Annotated in this window: 15 protein-coding genes; 10 read left to right on the forward strand and 5 right to left on the reverse strand. The window is 71.5% G+C overall.

The features are described 5' to 3' along the window. Nucleotides 1–14: 14 nt before the first annotated feature. On the reverse strand, nucleotides 15–662 hold the full coding sequence (locus tag C8E87_RS33930; RefSeq protein WP_239080459.1) for a response regulator: 648 nt from the start codon (nucleotides 660–662) through the stop codon (nucleotides 15–17). Beyond that, a complete protein-coding gene (locus tag C8E87_RS33935) occupies nucleotides 662–2554 on the reverse strand; it encodes a sensor histidine kinase (RefSeq protein WP_133877521.1) in 1893 nt (630 codons plus the stop codon). Before C8E87_RS33935 ends, C8E87_RS33930 begins: the two co-directional genes overlap by 1 nt. 92 nt (nucleotides 2555–2646) lie before the next feature. On the opposite strand from C8E87_RS33935, the gene C8E87_RS33940 reads away from it, so the two are divergent. From C8E87_RS33940 to C8E87_RS33985, 10 genes are all read left to right on the forward strand, one after another. Then, nucleotides 2647–3555: a CPBP family intramembrane glutamic endopeptidase gene (locus tag C8E87_RS33940; protein ID WP_166661376.1), complete on the forward strand. Its 909-nt coding sequence runs from the start codon at nucleotides 2647–2649 to the stop codon at nucleotides 3553–3555. Between the two features lie 1128 nt (nucleotides 3556–4683). Continuing rightward, nucleotides 4684–6792 (forward strand): Agd3-related carbohydrate-binding protein, encoded by a 2109-nt coding sequence (locus C8E87_RS33945; protein WP_133877523.1) that lies wholly within the window; start codon nucleotides 4684–4686, stop codon nucleotides 6790–6792. Between the two features lie 4 nt (nucleotides 6793–6796). Then, nucleotides 6797–8287 carry a GT4 family glycosyltransferase PelF gene (pelF, locus tag C8E87_RS33950; protein ID WP_133877524.1) on the forward strand — a complete coding sequence of 497 codons (1491 nt, stop codon included), beginning with the start codon at nucleotides 6797–6799 and terminating at the stop codon, nucleotides 8285–8287. Then, entirely contained in the window at nucleotides 8284–9684 is a 1401-nt protein-coding gene (locus C8E87_RS33955; protein WP_133877525.1) for a hypothetical protein, read from the forward strand. Before pelF ends, C8E87_RS33955 begins: the two co-directional genes overlap by 4 nt. A gap of 22 nt (nucleotides 9685–9706) precedes the next feature. Beyond that, on the forward strand, nucleotides 9707–10435 hold the full coding sequence (locus C8E87_RS33960) for a sugar phosphate nucleotidyltransferase (RefSeq protein WP_133877526.1): 729 nt from the start codon (nucleotides 9707–9709) through the stop codon (nucleotides 10433–10435). Beyond that, nucleotides 10432–11268 (forward strand): NAD-dependent epimerase/dehydratase family protein, encoded by an 837-nt coding sequence (locus tag C8E87_RS33965; RefSeq protein WP_133877527.1) that lies wholly within the window; start codon nucleotides 10432–10434, stop codon nucleotides 11266–11268. The genes C8E87_RS33960 and C8E87_RS33965 overlap by 4 nt, the downstream gene beginning before the upstream one ends. 8 nt (nucleotides 11269–11276) lie before the next feature. Next, entirely contained in the window at nucleotides 11277–12137 is an 861-nt protein-coding gene (locus C8E87_RS33970) for a glycoside hydrolase family 191 protein (protein WP_239080456.1), read from the forward strand. Between the two features lie 11 nt (nucleotides 12138–12148). Further along, nucleotides 12149–13453 carry a nucleotide sugar dehydrogenase gene (locus tag C8E87_RS33975; protein WP_133877529.1) on the forward strand — a complete coding sequence of 435 codons (1305 nt, stop codon included), beginning with the start codon at nucleotides 12149–12151 and terminating at the stop codon, nucleotides 13451–13453. Further along, a complete protein-coding gene (locus C8E87_RS33980; RefSeq protein WP_133877530.1) occupies nucleotides 13450–14406 on the forward strand; it encodes an NAD-dependent epimerase/dehydratase family protein in 957 nt (318 codons plus the stop codon). Before C8E87_RS33975 ends, C8E87_RS33980 begins: the two co-directional genes overlap by 4 nt. Next, on the forward strand, nucleotides 14403–15101 hold the full coding sequence (locus C8E87_RS33985) for an endo alpha-1,4 polygalactosaminidase (RefSeq protein WP_133877531.1): 699 nt from the start codon (nucleotides 14403–14405) through the stop codon (nucleotides 15099–15101). The genes C8E87_RS33980 and C8E87_RS33985 overlap by 4 nt, the downstream gene beginning before the upstream one ends. Nucleotides 15102–15147: 46 nt before the next feature. Here C8E87_RS33985 and C8E87_RS33990 read toward each other — a convergent pair whose 3' ends face one another. Genes C8E87_RS33990 through C8E87_RS34000 form a run of 3 tightly spaced genes read right to left on the reverse strand, consistent with a single transcriptional unit; the run spans nucleotide 15148 to nucleotide 18261 of the window. Further along, nucleotides 15148–15849: a GNAT family N-acetyltransferase gene (locus C8E87_RS33990; protein ID WP_133877532.1), complete on the reverse strand. Its 702-nt coding sequence runs from the start codon at nucleotides 15847–15849 to the stop codon at nucleotides 15148–15150. Then, nucleotides 15846–17180: an NtaA/DmoA family FMN-dependent monooxygenase gene (locus C8E87_RS33995; protein ID WP_133877533.1), complete on the reverse strand. Its 1335-nt coding sequence runs from the start codon at nucleotides 17178–17180 to the stop codon at nucleotides 15846–15848. The genes C8E87_RS33990 and C8E87_RS33995 overlap by 4 nt, the downstream gene beginning before the upstream one ends. Beyond that, entirely contained in the window at nucleotides 17173–18261 is a 1089-nt protein-coding gene (locus C8E87_RS34000) for an LLM class flavin-dependent oxidoreductase (RefSeq protein WP_133877534.1), read from the reverse strand. Before C8E87_RS34000 ends, C8E87_RS33995 begins: the two co-directional genes overlap by 8 nt. Nucleotides 18262–18263 lie beyond the last annotated feature (2 nt).

Raw genomic sequence — 18263 nt, forward strand, 5'->3', positions numbered from 1 at the left:
CCATGATAGTTCCGCTACCGTCGCGGCCGGGCCAGACCGAGGTCGTACGCGATGATGGTGGCCTGCACGCGGTCGCGCGCGCCCAGTTTGGGCAGCAACGCGTTCACGTGCGCCTTGACCGTGCCCGCGCCGATGCCCAGCGCCGCGCCCACCTCGGCGTTCGACAGCCCCTTGGCCAGCTCGGTCAGCACCTCCCGTTCGCGCGGGGTGAGCTGGGCGAGCCGGGGGTCGTCGTCGGTCGCCCCGGGCACGAAACCGGTGGCGAACGCGTCGATCAGGCGCTTGGTGACCGCCGGGCTGAGCATGGCCTCGCCCGCGGCCACCGTACGGATGGCGGCGACCAGGGCGGCCGGGTCGGAGTCCTTGAGCAGGAAGCCGGACGCCCCCGCCTGCAGGGCCTGATAGACGTACGCGTCCTGGTGGAAGGTGGTCAGGACGATCACCCGAGGCGCCGGCTCGCCCGCGGTCAGCCGGGCGGTGGCGGTCAGACCGTCCATGCCGGGCATGCGGACGTCCATCAGCACCACGTCGGGCCGGGCCTCGGCCGCCACGGTGAGGGCGGTGGCGCCGTCGCCGGCCTCACCCACCACCGTCAGGTCGTCCTGCGAGCCGACGATCGCGCACACCCCGGCGCGGACCATCACCTGGTCGTCGACGACCATCACGCGGATGGCGATGATGACACCTCCTGAGCCGGGCGCAGGCCGTCGAGCAGCCCGCGCATCGCCGCCAACGCGTCCCGGGCCGCCTCGATCACCCCGTCGAGATCGTTGTCCCCGGCCGCCTGCGGAACCCGGGCGGCGGCGGACAGCACGCCGGCCTGCAACCCGGCCGCGACCCGGGCCCGTTCGTCACGGGCGCGCAGCTGGGTCTCGGCCGACAGCACCGCCACCGCGTTCTGCTCACCGGCCAGGCGACGCTCACGCCGGCGGCGGGTCGGGAACCCGGCGAGCCAGCTCCCGGCGAACGGCAGCGCCAGCACGAACCCGCTCAGCACCGTCATGAACAGGAACAGCGTCAGCGCGTGCCCGGCGGTGTCGTTCCCCGCGACCAGCAGCGCGCCCAGGCTCAGCGCGGCCGACAGCAACGACACGACCGGCCCGAGCCACGTGAGGACAGGCCTTTTCCCGTACGCGGCCACGGCGTACACGGCCGCCAGGTCCGCCCCGGTGCTGAACAGGAACATCCACGCGTCGGCCGGCGCCAGCACCTCGGTCGCCAGGAGCAGCGGACCCAGCCACCCGGTCACCGCGACGGCGGCCAGCACCGTCCACGGGCGTTGCCGCCGCCACAACAACGGCGCCGCGTGCGCCACCATCGCGAGCAGCGTCAGCGCGACCGCCGCGGGGGCCGCCCCGTCCTCCTCGACCAGCGCCGCCACCCCGGCCAGCGGCAGCAACAGAGCCACCAGCACCAAACCCGCGTCCAGTACGGCCTGGCTCCGTAACCAGACGCGCAGCCGCGCGGGCGCCGCCCCGGCCGGGAGGACCGCCCGCACCTGCCAGCCGCCGGACTCCCGCGGCCCCGCCGTCACTGTGCCGCCGAACGCCGCCGCGCGATCCCGCATGCCGGACAGGCCGCGGCCACCGCCGAGACCCTGGGCCGCTCCGGAGGGGACGGCTGGACCGTCGTCGGCCACCACCAGCGTCGCGCCGGTCTCGTCGTACGTCTGGGAAACCGTGACCGTCGCGCCCGGCGCATAACGCAGGGTGTTGGTGAGGGCCTCGCGGGCGATGCCGTGCAGCGCCTCGGCCTGCTCGGGCGGCGGCGAACCCGACTCGGACAGCCGTACCGCCTGGCCGAGATGCCGGAAGTCGTCGGCCAGATCGCCCAGGGTGGCCGTCTCGGCCGGGGCGGGCAGCACCGAGACGAGCTGGTGCAGCGCGACCAGCGTCTCGCGCCCGGTGCGCTCCGCGAACGCCAAGGCCTCGGCCTCCAGCTCCGGTTTGCCGACGAACTGGGCCGCCGTCGCGTTCACCACGATCGACGTGAGGTGGTGTGCGGTGACGTCGTGCAGCTCGCGGGCCAGGCGCCGCTGCTCGGCCGCGGCCGCGTCCCGTCGCGCCTGCTCGGCCTCGGCCAGCCGGTGCGCGGCGGCGGAACGCTCGTCGAGCCAGCGCCGCCGCACCCGGCCGAGCGCGACCACCATCGCATAGAAGGCCACGCTGACCAGCATGTCGAGCGGCTCGTCGCCGAGGACCAGCACGGCCTGCGCCGCCAGCATCCCCGCGGCGACCAGCACCGTCGTACGGCGGGAGCAGCGCAACGCCACATTGAAGAGCGCGATCGACTCGGCGAACGAGACCACCAGCAGGGCGTCACCGGGCGCGAAATACTCCTGCTGCGGCACGGCCCACGTGCCGAGCGCGAGGCCACTGGTGACCACCGCCGCCGCGACGACGGGGCGCCGCAGCCGCAGACAGAGGGCGCCGCACACCACCGCGGTCACGGCGAGACCGGCCACCGCCCGTACGGAGAGATCGAGGCCGGGCCAATAGACGAGCTGGGCCGCCGCGACGAGCGCGGGGAGCAGCCAGGTCCTCCAGTGGGTCATGATGGCCGACAGCTTATCTATGCCCTGGGGCAGGGATGAGTTTCCGTCCGCGGCCCGATCCGCCGGCGCGCTCGCATCGACAGACTTTCCCCATGATTTATCACCGCCTCGCCCGGACCCCCGATCACCGCTGGTGGCGGCCCGTCCTTGGAACCCTGTTCATCCTGGCTGCCGGCGCGTTCGTGGCCGTGGCCGCCTACATGGCTGTCACACTGGCCGCGATCCTGGCCGGGCGGCCTTCGAACGCCGACGGCCTGCCCAGCTTCGGCGAGCGTGCCGACCTGGCCATCGCGTTCCTCACGATCGCCGTGCTGCTGCCGTTGACCCTGCTCGCGGCTCGTTGGATTCAGCGGCGTCCGGCCGGCACGCTGTCGTCGGTCACCGGGCGTCTGCGGTGGCGGCTGCTGCTCCGGTTGCTGCCGGTCGCGCTGGTTGCTGTGCTCGCGCTGCTCGGCGGTTCGGCTCTGTTGCTCGGCTCGTTGTCCTCGCCCTCCGACCAGCTCGTGGGGTGGGGGCCGTTCGCGCTGTCGATGCTGTTGCTGCTCGTCGTGGTGCCGCCGCAGGCCGCCGCCGAGGAGTACTTCACCCGCGGCTGGCTGCTGCAGGCGACCGGCGTGTGGTTCCGCCGGCCGTGGGCGCCGATCGCGTTGCAGGCGCTGGTGTTCGCGGCGGCGCACGGGTGGGGGACGCCGTGGGGTTTCGCCGACCTGTTCCTGTTCGGCGTGGTGACGGGCTGGCTGACGGTGCGTACCGGCGGCCTCGAGGCGGCGATCGCCCTGCACGTCATGAACAACCTGGTCAGCGCGGGGCTGGCGGCGGCCTTCGGGCAGCTGACCATCACGGAGACGGCAGCCGACATGCCGTGGCAGATGGCCGCCGTGGATGTGGTGGTGCTGGCCGCGTACGCGCTGGTGGTCTTGAAGCTGGCCAAGCCGCCGCGGAGCGAGTCGCGGGTGGTCGTGCCGCCCTTGGCGCTCCACGCGGACCCTGTGTCGAAGTGATCGCCCTCGTACGGCGCTCTGGCGGTCATCGGCCCGCTCAACACTGGAAGAAGCGAACGACACGCCCGAGCTGACGTGTGGTTCGCGTTGCACCACTGCATCACCGCCGACGAGACGCTGCCCAGGATCCTAGGACGCTTGGGGTGGGCAGTCTCGTCGGCGTTGCGCCGGAGGCCGCGAGGCGGCAGAGACGGGACAGGCGGAGGCAGACGGGACAGGCGGAGGCAGACGGGACAGGCGGAGGCAGACGGGACAGGCGGAGGCAGGCGGGACCGGCGGAGGCAGGCGGGACAGGCGGGCGGGGGAGGCGGGACAGGCTGAGGCAGGCGGGACAGGCGGGCGGGGGAGGCGGGACAGGCTGAGGCAGGCGGGACCGGCGGAGGCCGGTGGGGGCAGGCCGGACCGGCGGAGGCAGGCGGGCAGGCGGGCAGGCGGGGGCTGCACGGTGTCGGCCAGAGCGAGGGCGGCGATCCTCGTATGAGCAAGGCTTGCGGCGGCGGGCCGGTGCAGTGCCGCTGTCCACCGGATCAGGTGCAGGGTGCATCACGCATCGATGACATCTGTCATGAATCGCCGCCGCGGCCATTACTCGTGGGTATTTCGTCCCGCCGGTTGTCTGACATTTCATGGACGTGTCAGGTCTATTTATGGCGGCCGGCACGTAAAGGAGAAACGCCGTTTCCCTTTGACGGATCTCGATCGGGCGCCGTGGCGGTGAGTCGACACGCCGCGACGCTCCGTCCATCATCGACGGCCTAAACCCGGCTGATTGTGCCGCGACCGCGTATCCCGGCAACACGCCCACACCGGGCATAGCCGGATCTTGACCGACAATCTCCCGCCCGGCGACCGGGCGGCGAGACCGCGGCGCGCCTCGATCGATTGTTAACGGGCCATTACTCGTACGGGGGGAAATGGCTTGTCAGGACGAGAAAACGGGCTCGTGACGTTGTTGAGAACCGGTTCAGGTGACACCGCGCCTATCACCGCGGTCGATGGGCGTCAACGGTCAGGAATGGTCGTGCCGCGGACAGGCCGATTGACCACCGGCAATCCTTAAATCCTGCTTAGACTCGCCGTCGGCACGCCCCGCCCCACCTCACTCCAGTCCACCGTGGAGGTTCTTTGATGGCCGCTGCCCGCCTGCCCGCCTACCGCCGTGCGGTGAGCGCCTTAGTCGCCGCCCTGTGCGCAGGGACCATCGTCGCGGCGGCGCCCGCGGACGCCAAACCCGCCAGACCCCAGTCGCCGCCCCAGGTCCCGGGGTACGGTCAGGTCGCCCCGCCCCGGGTGACCCCGCCCGAGCCGCTGCCCAAGCGCACCGGCAAGGTTGCCGTCACCGCGCCCACGCCCACCCGGAAGACGGGCAAGAGCCTGGCGGCCGGACTCAACGACAAGGTCGCCCTGCGCGCGCTCGTGGTCGCCACCACCACCGACGACTTCGGCGTCCCGACCTGGAAGACGACGCTGGACCGCCTCGGCGCCGCGTACGACGTGCTCTACACCGCCACCACGCCGCTGACCGTCGACACCCTCGTGCGCGCCGACGGCACCGGCAAGTACAACGCCATCCTGCTGACCAACACCATGCTCGTGTACGCCGACGGCGCCAACTACCTCAACGGGCTCGACCCGGGCGAGTGGAACATCCTCTGGGCCTACGAGCGCAACTTCGGGGTCCGCCAGGCGGCGCTGTACACCAGCTACGGCTCCTGGCCCGAGGACTACTGCCTGCGTTCGGCCGGCGAGACCGCGGTCGGCGACACCCCGTTGAACGTGAGCCTGACCAGCGCAGGCGCCGGCGTCTTCGACTACCTGAAGGCCGACGCCGAGATCCCGGTCGTGCAGTCGTACGTCTACAGGACCAGCATCGCGCCGGGCTGTGCCGCCGACGCGATCGCCACCGACGGCACGAACGTGCTGGGTGTGCGGTCGACCTCGACCGACGGCAGGGAGCGGCTGGCGCTGACGTTCACGCTCAACCAGTACCTGCTGCAGTCCGACGTGCTGGTGTACGGGCTGGTCCGCTGGGCCACCAAGGGCTTGTTCCTCGGCGAGCAGCGGCACCACCTCAACGTCGACATCGACGACTGGTTCAACACCGCCGACCACTACTACCCGGACGGGCACATCGAGTACGACCCCGGGTTCAAGGTGTCCGCCCACGACATGGTCAACCTGGATCAGCGGCAGGACGCGATCGGCAACGGGTTCAAGTTCAACCTGGCGTTCAACGGCGCCGACATCGACCCGTTCGCCGGCAACCAGTGCTACCCCGACGGCGGCCCGAACGAGCTGACCGCCACCACCAAGTGCCTGGCCGGCGACTTCCGCTGGCTCAACCACACGCTCAACCACCCCGAGCTCAACAACACCAGCTACGCCACCACGTACGGGGAGATCCTGAGCAACCGCACGGCGGGCGCGGCCATCGGCCTCACCGAGTCGGCAGGGGTTCTCAAGACCCCCGAGTACTCCGGTCTCGGCGTCTACACCGTCGACCCGGACGACGACACCGGCGTGCCGGTCGACCACGGCCTGGGCGGCTCGAACCCGAACCTGCTGCAGGCGGCCAAGGACCTGAACATCCGGTACCTGCACGGCAACATGTCGTTCGCCAGCCACAAGCCGGCGCACTTCAACGCCTCGATCGTGCACCCGCTGGAGCCGGACGTGGAGGTCGTGCCGGACTGGCCGACCAACATCGCCTACTTCTGCACCACGCCGGAGGAGGAGACCGCGTTCTACAACTCCTTCTACGGCCCCAACGGCAAGTTCCCGTACTGGCCGACCAACCGCACCTACGAGCAGATCCTCGACTACGAGGCCGGCGTGGCGCTGCAGCACGTGGCGTCGGGCGGCATCAACACGCACACGCTGCACATCGCCAACGTCCGCGACTACGGCAACGGCCGCACGCTGGCCACCGACTGGGTCGAGGCGATCGTCGGCAAGTACGAGGCGATCTATTCGGTGCCGCTGCTCAACCAGGACTGGGCCGGGATCGGCGCCTACACCAGCGTCCGCACCGAGCACTTCGGGCAGCTGGCGGCGGGCGTGGACGCGGTCTACGACCGGTCGGCGGGCACGGTCACGGTGGCCTCGCCGGCGGCCGGGACGCTGCAGGTCAGCGGCGTGCAGGGGACGAACGCGTCCACGTACGGGTCGGACGTCACCACCCCGCTGGCGTTGACCGCCGGCACCCCGGTGACCGTCCCGGCGACGCCGAGGGCGTAAAGGAATGCGGATCGCACTCGTGTCCGAGGGGACCTATCCCTACGCGATGGGCGGCGTCAGCATCTGGTGCGAGCAGCTCATCAAGGGGATGCCCGACTTCCGCTGGGAGGTCGTCGCGCTCACCGTCGACGGCACCGAGCAGTCTGTCTTCGCCACCCCGGCGAACTTGGACCGGGTGCACTCCGTTCCGCTGTGGGGCGGCCGTGACCGCGGCCGCCCCGGCCAGAGCCCCGGCTCGGCGTTCACCGGCCCGTACGAGATGTTCCTGCGGGCGCTGATCACACCGGTCGACACGTTGCAGCCCGGGCAGGGACGCGGCCTGTTCCTCCTGGCGTTGCGCGGCCTCTACGAGTACGCCGAGTCGGGCGGGAACCTCGGCGAGGCGCTCGTGTCCAACGAGGCGGTCACCATGATGCTGGACGCGTGGCGTGACCTGCGCGTCGAGGAGACCGCCCCGGCCCCCACGGTCGCCGACGCGATCCAGGCGACCTGGCTGCTCGAGCACATGCTGCGCCCGCTGAGCGCCCCCGCCGTGCAGGCCGACATCGTGCACTGCTCGATGAACGGGCTGTCGATGCTGGTCGCGATGGTCGCCAAGTGGCGTTACGGCACCCCGCTGGTGATGAGCGAACACGGCATCTACCTGCGTGAACGTTACATTTCCTACCTGCACGACGACGCTTCCCACGCCGTCCGGGTGATGGCGCTGAGCTTCTTCCGGTCGCTGGCCGGCGCCGCGTACCTGATCACCGACGTGCTCGCCCCCCACTCGTCGTACAACCGGCGGTGGCAGCTGCACAACGGCGCCGACCCCGAACGCATGTGGACGATGTACAACGGTGTCGAGCCGGCCGAGTTCCCGGCCGCCACCAGCGAGCCCGAGGTGCCCACGATCGCGTTCATGGGCCGGGTCGACCCGCTCAAGGACCTGCACACGCTGATCCGGGCGTTCGCCATCGTCCGCGACAAGATCCCCGAGGCGCGGCTGCGGATCTTCGGCGGCACCCCGGCGGTGAACCGCACCTACCACGAGTCGTGCGAGCGGCTGATCGACGAGCTGGGGCTGACCGGCGCGGCCGTGCTCGAGGGCCGCATCGAACGGGCCGTCGACGCGTACCACGCGGGCAGCATCGTCGCGCTCACCAGCATCTCCGAGGGTTTTCCGTACACGGTGGTGGAAGCCATGGCGTGCGGGCGGCCGTGTGTGTGCACCAACGTGGGCGGCGTGGCCGAGGCGGTCGGCGACACCGGCCGGGTGGTGGCGCCGCGCGACCACGTGGCCGTGGCCGAGGCCTGCATCGAGCTGCTGCGGGACGACCAACTGCGGCACAACCTCGGCTTCGCGGCCCGCGCCCGGGTGCTCGAGCACTTCACCCTGGCCCAGTCGCTGCAGATGTACCGCGACGTCTACGAGCGCCTGGCCCACCCGATCGAGGGCGCTGCCCCGGCGCCCCGGCTGCGCCCGGCCGCCCCGGCCTGGCTGGGCGTGCGATGACCGTCGACGACCAGGAGCGGACCGCTCCGCAGACCCACCCGGTCGTCCTGCCCCGTATCTCGGCCGACCCGCTGGACATGCTCGTCGACCGGATGCGCCCGGCCCTGGCACGGGCCGTCGAAACGCTTCAGGTCGCGGCCGCCCTGGAGGCCGACGGGGTCACCGACCGTATCGCCCGGGTCGAGTACGGCTTCCCCGACGTGTTCGCGCTGGCCGCCGAGGTGTTCCGCCGCCTCGGCCCGCCCGCCGACGACCCGCCCGCGCCGGCCGCCACCGGGCACGGCCGCCGCCAGACCGTGCGCCTGCTGCTGCACGGCCCTCTGTACGCCCTGCCCAGCGCGGTGTTCCCGGCCGTGCTGGTGGTGGTGGGGCAACGCCACGCCATCCTCGCGCTCACCCTGGCCGGGGTCCTCGGGTGGGCGTACGCGGGAACGGTCGCCTTCGCCGCCTACAAGCTGCTCGGCGCCAACCGTCCTCGCCGGGCCGCTCGTCTGCTGCGGTTCTCGGCGCTGGCCGCTCCGCTGCTCGGCGCCCTGGCCGGTGCGGTCCTCGGCCGGTGGAGCCTGGTGCTGCTCGCCGGTGGGCAGCTGACCTATCAGCTCGCCGGCACGGTTTTGATGTTCTACCGCCGTGAGCTGTGGCAGGCGCTCGCCATGGCCCCCGCGGTGGTGGCCGGCGTGGCCTATCTGTTCGACGACCGGGCCCGCGACACCGCGCTGATCGCCGCCGGGGCCGGGGTGCTGGCCGCGTTCACGGCCGCGCTGTGGTGCACGTTCAAGCAGGGCAGCCGGGACGAGTTGCCGGCCCGGCTCTCCGCGCGCGGGCTGGCCGGCGTCACCGCGTACGGGATCCTCTCCGCTCTTCTGCTGCTGCACGCCGCCCTGCCCTATCTGTCCGGCCGCCTCGACATCGCCGTCGCGGTGGCCCCGCTCATCCTGTCCATGGGTTTCGTCGAGTGGCGGGCCGAACGGTTCCGGGCGCTGGCCGTCGGCCTGACCCGCACCAGCCGCCGCCCCGCCGATTTCGAGGAGCACCTGACCCGCGCGATCGGCCTCGAGATCCTGCTCTGCGCCGCCGTCCCGGCCGGGCTCGGCGTCGTGCTGCTGGCCGGGCTGCGCGCCACCGACCCGGCCGTGTTCGTGATGGTGCTGGCCCACGTGCTGCTCGGCGGCGCCTACTACGTCGCGTTCCTGCTGGCCGGGTTCGAACGGTTCGGCCGGCTCTGCGCGTCGCTGATCGCCGCCCTCGTGCTGCACCTGGGCGCCGTGTTCCTGCTCGGCCGCTCGGTCACCCCGCTGACCGACACGGTGCTGTTCACCGGCAGCGTCTTCGCGCTGCTGGCCCTGTTCCTGCTCGGCCTGGCCCCGTCCGTCCGCCAGGTCCGTCACTACCGGTAGGTCACTGAAGGGGGAGATCTGCATGCACGCGGTGATTCTCGCCGGCGGCAAGGGGGTGCGGCTGCGGCCGTACACCACCACGCTGCCCAAGCCACTGATGCCCATCGGCGACAAGCACGCGATCCTCGAGATCGTCCTGGACCAGCTCGCCGGCTGCGGCTTCACCTCCGTGACGCTCGCGATCAACCATCTCGGCCCGCTCATCAGAGCCTTCGTGGGCGACGGCGCCCGCTGGGGCCTGCGCGTCGACTACATCGAGGAGGACCGTCCGCTGTCGACGGTCGGGCCGCTGTTCGCGCTCAAGGACACGCTGCCCGAGCAGTTCCTGGTGATGAACGGCGACGTGCTGACCGACCTCGACTACGCCGACCTGCTCAACCAGCACACCCTCACCGGCGCCGGGCTGACCGTGGCCATCGCCGAACGCACCCACAAGGTCGAGTTCGGGGTGCTCGACGTCGAGGCGTCACGCATCACCGGGTTCCGTGAGAAGCCCAGCCTGCGTTACCAGGTCAGCATGGGCGTGTACGGGATGAGCCGGCGCACCCTGGCCCCGTACCCGGCCGGGCGCTCGTTCGGCTTCGACGAGCTGGTGCTGGACCTGCTGGCCCGGCGCGAACACCCGGCGACGTACCCGTTCACCGGGTTCTGGCTCGACATCGGGCGGCCCGAGGACTACGACGAGGCCAACCGCAGCTTCGACGAGCTGCGCCCGATCCTGCTCCGCGACCGCGCCGGGGAGCCCGTATGAGAATCCTGCTGTTCGGCTCGTCCGGCTTCATCGGCCGGCATGTCCGGGCCGCACTCGACGACGCGGGGGAGCTGATCTGCCCGCGCCGCGACCGGCACGACCTGGTCAACGGCGAGCTCGACGACCTCAAGGCGCTGATCCGGGCGGAACGGCCCGACGCGGTGGTGTGCTGCGTGGGCGCGCTCACCGGCACACCGGGCGAACTCATGCGGGCCAACGCCATGGTGGCGGCCGGCCTGCTCGAGTCGGCCCCGCAGGCGCGGCTGGTGCGGCTGGGCTCGGCGGGGGAGTACGGCGTGGTCCCCGAAGGGCACGCGGTCGCCGAGGACGACCGGCTCGAACCCGTCGGCGCGTACGGGGTCAGCCACGCCGCCGGCACCCGGCTGTTCGCGCTGGCGTCCAACACCGTGTCGCTGCGCGTGTTCAACCCGATCGGGGCGGGACAGCCGGCCGAGAACGTGCTGGGCCGCGCCGCCGCGCAACTGCGGGCCGGGAACACCGAGCTGACGCTGGGGCCGCTCGGCGCGTACCGGGACTTCGTGGACGTGCGGGACGTGGCCTCGCTGATCCGGGCCGTCGTGGTCGCCGGCGAGGTGCCGCACCCGGTCTACAACGCCGGCAGCGGCCGGGCGGTGACCGTGCGGGAAGCCGTACGGCTGCTCGCCCGTGAGGCCGGGTTCACCGGGCCCATCCGCGAGCGGGGCGCCGGGCCGCAACGCTCGGCCGCCGTGAACTGGATCCAGGCCGACATCACCCGGGCCGCCAAGGACCTGGGCTGGGCGCCCGCCCACGACCTCACCGACTCGATCAAGAGCATCTGGGACGCGGCGTGAGAAGGGCGGTGACGGTCCTCCTGGCGGCGCTGACCGTCGCCGCCTGCACGTCCGCTCCCGACACCGGAGGCGGCCCGTCCTGGGCGTACCAGCTGCAGAACTACAAGGACGGCCGCCTCGACGAGCTCGCCGCCGGGCCGTACGAGACCGTGGTCGTCGACCTGGCCCGCGACGCGCACAGCGACTTCTTCACCGCCGACGAGGTCGACGCCGTGCGCGCCACCGGCAAACGGGTGCTCGCCTACTTCGAGATCGGCAGCATCGAGGATTTCCGGCCCGAGTACAAAACCCTGCCCAGGGACCTGATCGGCAACGAGTGGGCCGACTGGCCCGGCGAGTTCTTCGTCCGCTACTACGACGACCGCTGGTGGGAGCTGGTCGTCAAACCCCGCGTCGACCAGGCGATCCGGGCCGGGTTCGACGGCGCCTATCTCGACACCCCTTTGGCGTACGAGGAAATCACGCTGGACGCCGTCGAGGGACGCAACCGTGAGCGGCTGGCCGCCGACATGGCCTCCCTCGTCAAGCGGATCAGCGCGTACGCGAAAGGCCGGGTCCCCGGTTTTCTCGTCGTGCCGCAGAACTCGCCGGAACTGCGGCACCAGCCCGGATACGCCGAGGCGATCGACGGCATCGGCATGGAGGAGCTGTTCTTCCGAGCCACCGACGAGCGCTGTGACGAGGACTGGTGCGCCGAGAACCTGGCCGACACCCGGGCGCTGCGCGACGCCGGCAAGTTCGTGCTCAGCGTCGACTACGCCACCAAGGCGGCCGACGTGCGAGCCGCCTGCAAGCACTACGCCACCGAGAGGTTCACCGGCACCGTCACCGTGCTGGAACTGGACCGACCCGCACAACCCTGCCCGTAAGGAGAAACCGCATGCCCCACACGATCGGAGTCGTCGGCCTCGGCTACGTCGGTCTGACACTGACCGCCGCGCTGGCCGACAAGGGCTATGTCGTGCACGGCGCCGACGTGTCGAACCATGTGCTGGACACCCTCTCGCAGGGCAGGTCCCACATCTTCGAACCCGGCGTCGAGGACATCTTCGCCTCCCGCATCAACGCGGGCATCCACGTCGCCGAGACGCTGCCCCACCACACCGTCGACGTGGCAGTGATCAGCGTGTCCACGCCGGTGGACGAGCAGACCCGCCGGCCCAACCTGGCCAACCTGGCCGCCGCCGCGCGCAGCGTCGCCGCCACCTGCGCCCCCGGCACCCTGGTGGTCGTGCGCAGCACCGTGCCGGTCGGCACCAGCCGCAAGGTCGTGCTGCCCGAGCTGCGCGCCGCCTGGGGTGACGACGTCAAGCTGGTGATGGCGCCCGAACGCACCATCCAGGGCCAGGCACTGCGTGAGCTGGTCGAGCTGCCCCAGGTGGTCGGCGGCCTCGACGACGCCTCGTTGCGGGCCGGGCTGGAGTTCTTCCGCGGGCTGGCCCAGACCGTCGTGCCGGTCTCCAGCCTCGAGGCGGCCGAGCTGGTCAAGCTCTCCAACAACTGCCACACCGACCTGATCTACTCGTTCGGCAACGAGATCGCGCTCATCGCCGAACAGCACGGCCTCGACCCGCTCGAGGTCATCCGCGCGGCCAACGTGGACTACCCACGACCCGACCTGTCCAAGCCCGGATACGTCGGCGGCGGCTGCCTGTCGAAGGACCCCTACATCATGCTGGACAGCGCCGGCGGCTACACGCCGTTCCTGGTCGGGCAGGCCCGCGCCCTCAACGAGCACCTGCCCGTGCACGTGGCCGAGATCGTCGTACGGCTGCTGCGCGAGATCCGCGGCGAGACCCGCGGGCTGCGGCTGGCCGTGCTCGGCTGGGCGTACAAGGGCTGGCCGCCCACCGACGACATGCGCGGCACCCCGATCGCCACCATGATGCCCGTCTTCTCCTCCGCCGGCATCACCGTCACCGGGCACGACCCGATGGTCACCGCCGAGGTGGTCCGCCAGTACGGCGGCGACCCGATCAGCCTCGACAAGGCGTTCACCGACAGCGACGCCGTGCTGGTCATCAACGACCACCCGGACTACCGGGCCATCGACGTCACCGCGATGCTCGGCGACGCCCGGCCCGCGCTCATCTTCGACTCGTGGCGCATCCTCGACGCCGACGCCATCCGGGCCGCGGGCATCCGCTACGCCGGCCTCGGCTACCTGCCGGTGGTGACCGCATGAGGGCCCTGCTGCTCGGCGGCGCCGGGTTCATCGGCGTGCACCTGGCCCGGCGCCTGGTCGCCGACGGCCACGACGTCACCATCGTCGACGACTTCTCCCGCGGCCGCTCCGACACCTCGGTCTCCGAGCTGGGGGCGCGGGTGATCTCGGCCGACCTCACCGACCCGGCCTTCTACGCCGGCCTGGAACACGGGTGGGACCAGATCTACCTGCTCGCCGCCGTCGTCGGGGTGCGCAACGTCGAGAAGGACCCGGCCCGGGTCGTACGGGTGAACACGCTCGTCGCCATGCACCTGCTCGACTGGCTGCAGCCCGGCGAACGCGTCTTCTTCGCCTCGACCAGCGAGGTCTACGCGGGCGGCGTCGACGCGGGCATCGTCGCGGTGCCCACGCCCGAGGCGATCCCCACGATGATCTCGGACATCACGGCGCCCCGGTTCGCGTACGCGGTCAGCAAGCTGCTCGGCGAAGCAGCGTTCCTGCACACCGCGCGCGCCCGCGGGTTCGACGCCGTGGTCGCGCGGTTCCACAACGTGTACGGGCCGCGGATGGGTGCCGACCACGTCATCCCCGAAATGGCGCTGCGCGCCCGCGCCGGTGAGGACCCGTTCCGGGTGCCCGGCGCCGACCAGTTCCGCGCGTTCTGCCACGTCGACGACGCGGTCGAAGCCATGCTCCGGCTGATGGCGACACCCGCGGCCGCCGGGCAGATCGTGCACATCGGCAACGACCGCGAGGAGACCAACATCGGCGACCTCGCCAAGCTGGTCCTGCGGGTGGCCGGGGTCAGCCCCGCCATCGAGGCCGCCGACGCGCCGCCGGGATCGGTCAAGCGGCGCTGCCCCGACCTGTCGAAGCTGCGGGAGCTCACCGGCTACGAGCCGGCCGTCACCCTCGAGGAGGGCGTCCGTACGACGTTCGCCTGGTACGCCGAGCACGGGAGGCCGTCATGACCGCCGAACGCCCGCCGATCTGCTTCTACTACGGCAACGGCAAGCTCGTCGACCTGGCCGAGTACCCACGCGTGGTGCTGCAACCCGACTTCTACAAGCCCGAGGAGATCGCGTTCCTCAAGTCCAAGGGCGTGCACGTGCTGGCGTACCTGACCCTGTCGGAGGACACCGGGCCACCCGCGGTGTGGCAGCGCACCGAGGTCAACCCGGACTGGGGCGGCAAGTTCGTGCACGTCGGGCACCCCGAATGGGTGTCGCACGTGGTCGGGCAGGCCCGCGCGGCGCTGGACAACGGGTTCGACGGGTTGTTCCTCGACACGCTCAACGTCGAGCTGACCTTCCCCGAGGACGTGCCGCACCTGCTGACCCTGGTGGCGGCGCTGCGGGCCGAGGCCGGGCCGGCGTACATCCTGGCCAACCGGGGTTTCGGGATGCTGCCGCGGCTGGCCGAGCTGGTCGACGGGGTGGTGTTCGAGTCGTTCTCGGCCCGGTGGACCGACGAGGGGTACGCGGCCTGGCCGCCGGACACCCTCGAGTTCCACGCGCAGATCGCCGAGCAGCTGCTGCGGTTGCAGCTCGACCTGTACGCGCTGGACTACGCCGACGACCCGGGCCTGACGGACTTCGCGATCCGCCGGGCCCGGCAGTTCGGCATGCAGTGCATCGTCAGCGACCGCGCCCTGTCCCGAGTGTGAGTGCCGGCCGCCGGATCACGCATCCGCGCGTGTCCGGACGGCCGGTTCACGCGTCCACGACGTTTCGGTAGACCGCGAACGTGGTCCGCTTCCGCAGTCGGAACCCAATCGACTCGTAGAGGCGGATCGCGTTCGTGTTCGCCGCCGACGTGTGCAGGAACGGGATCTCGCCGCGCTGCCTGATCCCGTACGCGATCGCCCGCACCAGGCTCGTGGCCAGCCCCTGCCCGCGGAACGCCGGATGCGTGCAGACCGCGCTGATCTCCGTCCAGCCGGGCGGACGCAGTCGTTCACCGGCGACCGCGACGAGCCGTGAGCCGCGACGGACCCCGAGGTAGTTGCCCAGCTCGATCGTGCGCCGCCGGAACGGGCCCGGCTGGGTGAGCTCGACCAGGGCCAGGATCTCGGGCACGTCCCCGGCGTACAGCGGCCGCGCCTCCGTGAACGGCTCCGCGGCCAGGGACTCGTCGACGAACTGGACACCGGCCACCTCACCCGCGATCACCCAGCCCGGATGGGAGGCCGGGACCGGTCCGGCCACCGCCACCTCGGCGGCCGGACCGGTCAGCGCGGCCAGGTCGGCCCACGCCCGCGGATCCGCGGGGTCGGCGAGGGCATGGAAAGGCGCCACGTCGGGGTGGTAACGGACCGCTTTCCCGTACGCCTGCGCGAAGCGCGAATGGGTGCCCCGCAGCGAGCCGACCACCGGGTCGTCCAGCACCGACCGGCCCGCCTCGACGGTGGTCACAGCGGGTCCAGCCCGAGGTGCTCGCGCAACGTCTCACCCTCGTAGCCGGTGCGGAACACGCCGCGTTCCTGCAGCAGCGGCACCACCGTGTCGGCGAACTCGTCGAGGCCGCCCGGTGTCACGTGCGGCACCAGGACGAACCCGTCGGAGGCGTCCTCCTGCACCAGGTGGTTGATGCTCTCGGCGATCGTGGCGGCCGACCCGATGAACGTCTGCCGGCCGGTCACCTCGATGATCAGCTCACGGATCGACAGCTTCTCGGCGGCCGCCTTCTCCCGCCACTCGCGCGCCACCGCGATCGGGTCCCGGTGCAGCCGTACGCTGGCCCGCCCGCGAGCGATGTGCTCGTCGGAGACGTCCGGGTCGATCTCGGGCAGCGGGCCGTCCGGGTCGTACGCGGACAGGTCCCGGTTCCACAGTTGCTCCAGGAACTTGATCGCGGTCGCGCCGCTGACCTGCTGCCGGCGTACGTGCGCGGCCCGTTCCTGGGCGTCGCTGTCGGTGTCGCCGAGCACGAAGGTGGCCGCGGGCAGCACCTTCAGCGAGTCCCGTTCCCGGCCGTAACGGGCCAGCCTGTCCTTGACGTCGGCGTAGAACTTCTGACCGTCCGCCAAGGTGCCGTGCCGGCTGAAGATGGCGTCGGCGGTGGCGGCGGCGAACTCGCGGCCCGCGTCGGAGTCGCCGGCCTGCAGGATCACCGGACGGCCCTGCGGGCTGCGCGGCACGTTGAACCGGCCCTCGACGGTGAAGTGCTGGTCGGAGTGGCGGAACGCCCCGGCCAGCGGATGCCGCAGGAAGACGCCGTTCTGCTTGTCGGCCGCGATCGCGTCGGCCGGCCAGGAGCCGAACAGCTCCTTGGCCGTCTCGAGGAACTGGGTGGCCCGGCTGTAGCGGTCGGACTCGGCCAGAAAGCCGCCGCGCCGGAAGTTCTCCCCGGTGAACGCGTCCCAGCTGGTCACCACGTTCCACGCGGCCCGCCCGGCGGACAGGTGGTCGAGCGAGGCGAACTGCCGGGCCACCTCGTACGGCTCGTTGAACGTCGAGTTGATGGTGCCGGCCAGGCCGAGCCGGTCGGTGACGGCGGCCAGCGCGGCCAGCACAGTGAACGTGTCGGGGCGGCCCACCACGTCCAGGTCGTAGATCTGCCCGGCCTGCTCCCGCAGCCGCAGACCTTCGGCCAGGAAGAAGAAGTCGAACTTGGCCCGTTCGGCGGTCTGCGCGAGCTTGACGAACGAGTCGAACTCGATGTGGCTGCCGGCGGCGGGGTCGCTCCAGACGGTGGTGTTGTTGACACCGGGGAAGTGCGCGGCGAGGTGGATCTGCTTAGGCAACGCGGGCTCCTTCGGCAGCGGCGGCGTAGCGGTTGGCCGGGCGGGGCAGGCCGAGGCGGTCGCGCAGGGTGCCGGGTTCGTACTCCGTACGGAAAACGCCCCTGGCCCGCAGCTCGGGGACCAGGCCCCGGGTGATGGCGCGCAGGTCGTCCGGGAGGCGGCCGGGGCGAAGACGGAAACCGGTGATGCCGGCGTCCTGCCATTCGAGCAGCAGGTCGGCGAGCTGCGCCGGAGTGCCGGTGAAGGCCGCAGCGTCCGACTGGTGGGTGGCCGGGTTCTGCTCCAGCAGCACCACGAGGTCGGCGAAGACATGGCCCACCTTGACCTGCGACACGATTTCGTGCGCGTCGGCGGCGTCCTTCGGCGTGACGTAGACGATGTCGGCGGACTTCTCGGCGAACCGGTACGGGATTTCGCTGTGGGCGAGCGCGGTGACGACCGGCTGCCCCTGCGGCGGCCGCGGAGTGATCGACGGGCCCTTGACGGTGAAGAACCGGCCCTCGAAGTTGATGTAGTGCAGCTTGTCGCGGTCGATGAACCGGCCCGTGGCGGCGTCACGGATCTCGGCGTCGTCCTCCCAGCTGTCCCAGAGCCGCCGTACGACCTCGACGTAGTCGGCCGCCTCATCGAACAAGTCCTGCACGGCGTCGGGCGTGTCGATGCTGACCTCGCGCCGTCCGAAATGGGCGGCTTCCTCGGCCCTCGGGGAGAGCTGCACCCGCCAGCCGGCGCGACCCCGGCTCACGTAGTCGAGGGTGGCGATCGCCTTGGAGATGTGGAACGGCTCGGTGTGGGTGACGGTGGCCGTCGGCACCAGCCCGATGTGCCGGGTCAGCGGCGCGACCCGCGAGGCGATGAGCACCGCGTCGAGGCGTCCCTGCACGAGGGACGGGTCGTCGGACTGCACGCCCAGCCCGTCCTCGATGGTGACGAAGTCGAGCTTGCCCGCCTCGGCCTCGGCCACCAGGTCGAGCCAGTAACGAGCGGTGAACAGTTCCTTGGGCCGGGCGTTCGGCGCGCGCCAGGCGTCCGGGGCCCAGCCGGCGCCGTCCAGCGCTACCGCGAGGTGCAGGTTCGTCATGG

It is taken from the genome of Paractinoplanes brasiliensis (assembly GCF_004362215.1).
Lineage (GTDB): Bacteria > Actinomycetota > Actinomycetes > Mycobacteriales > Micromonosporaceae > Actinoplanes > Actinoplanes brasiliensis.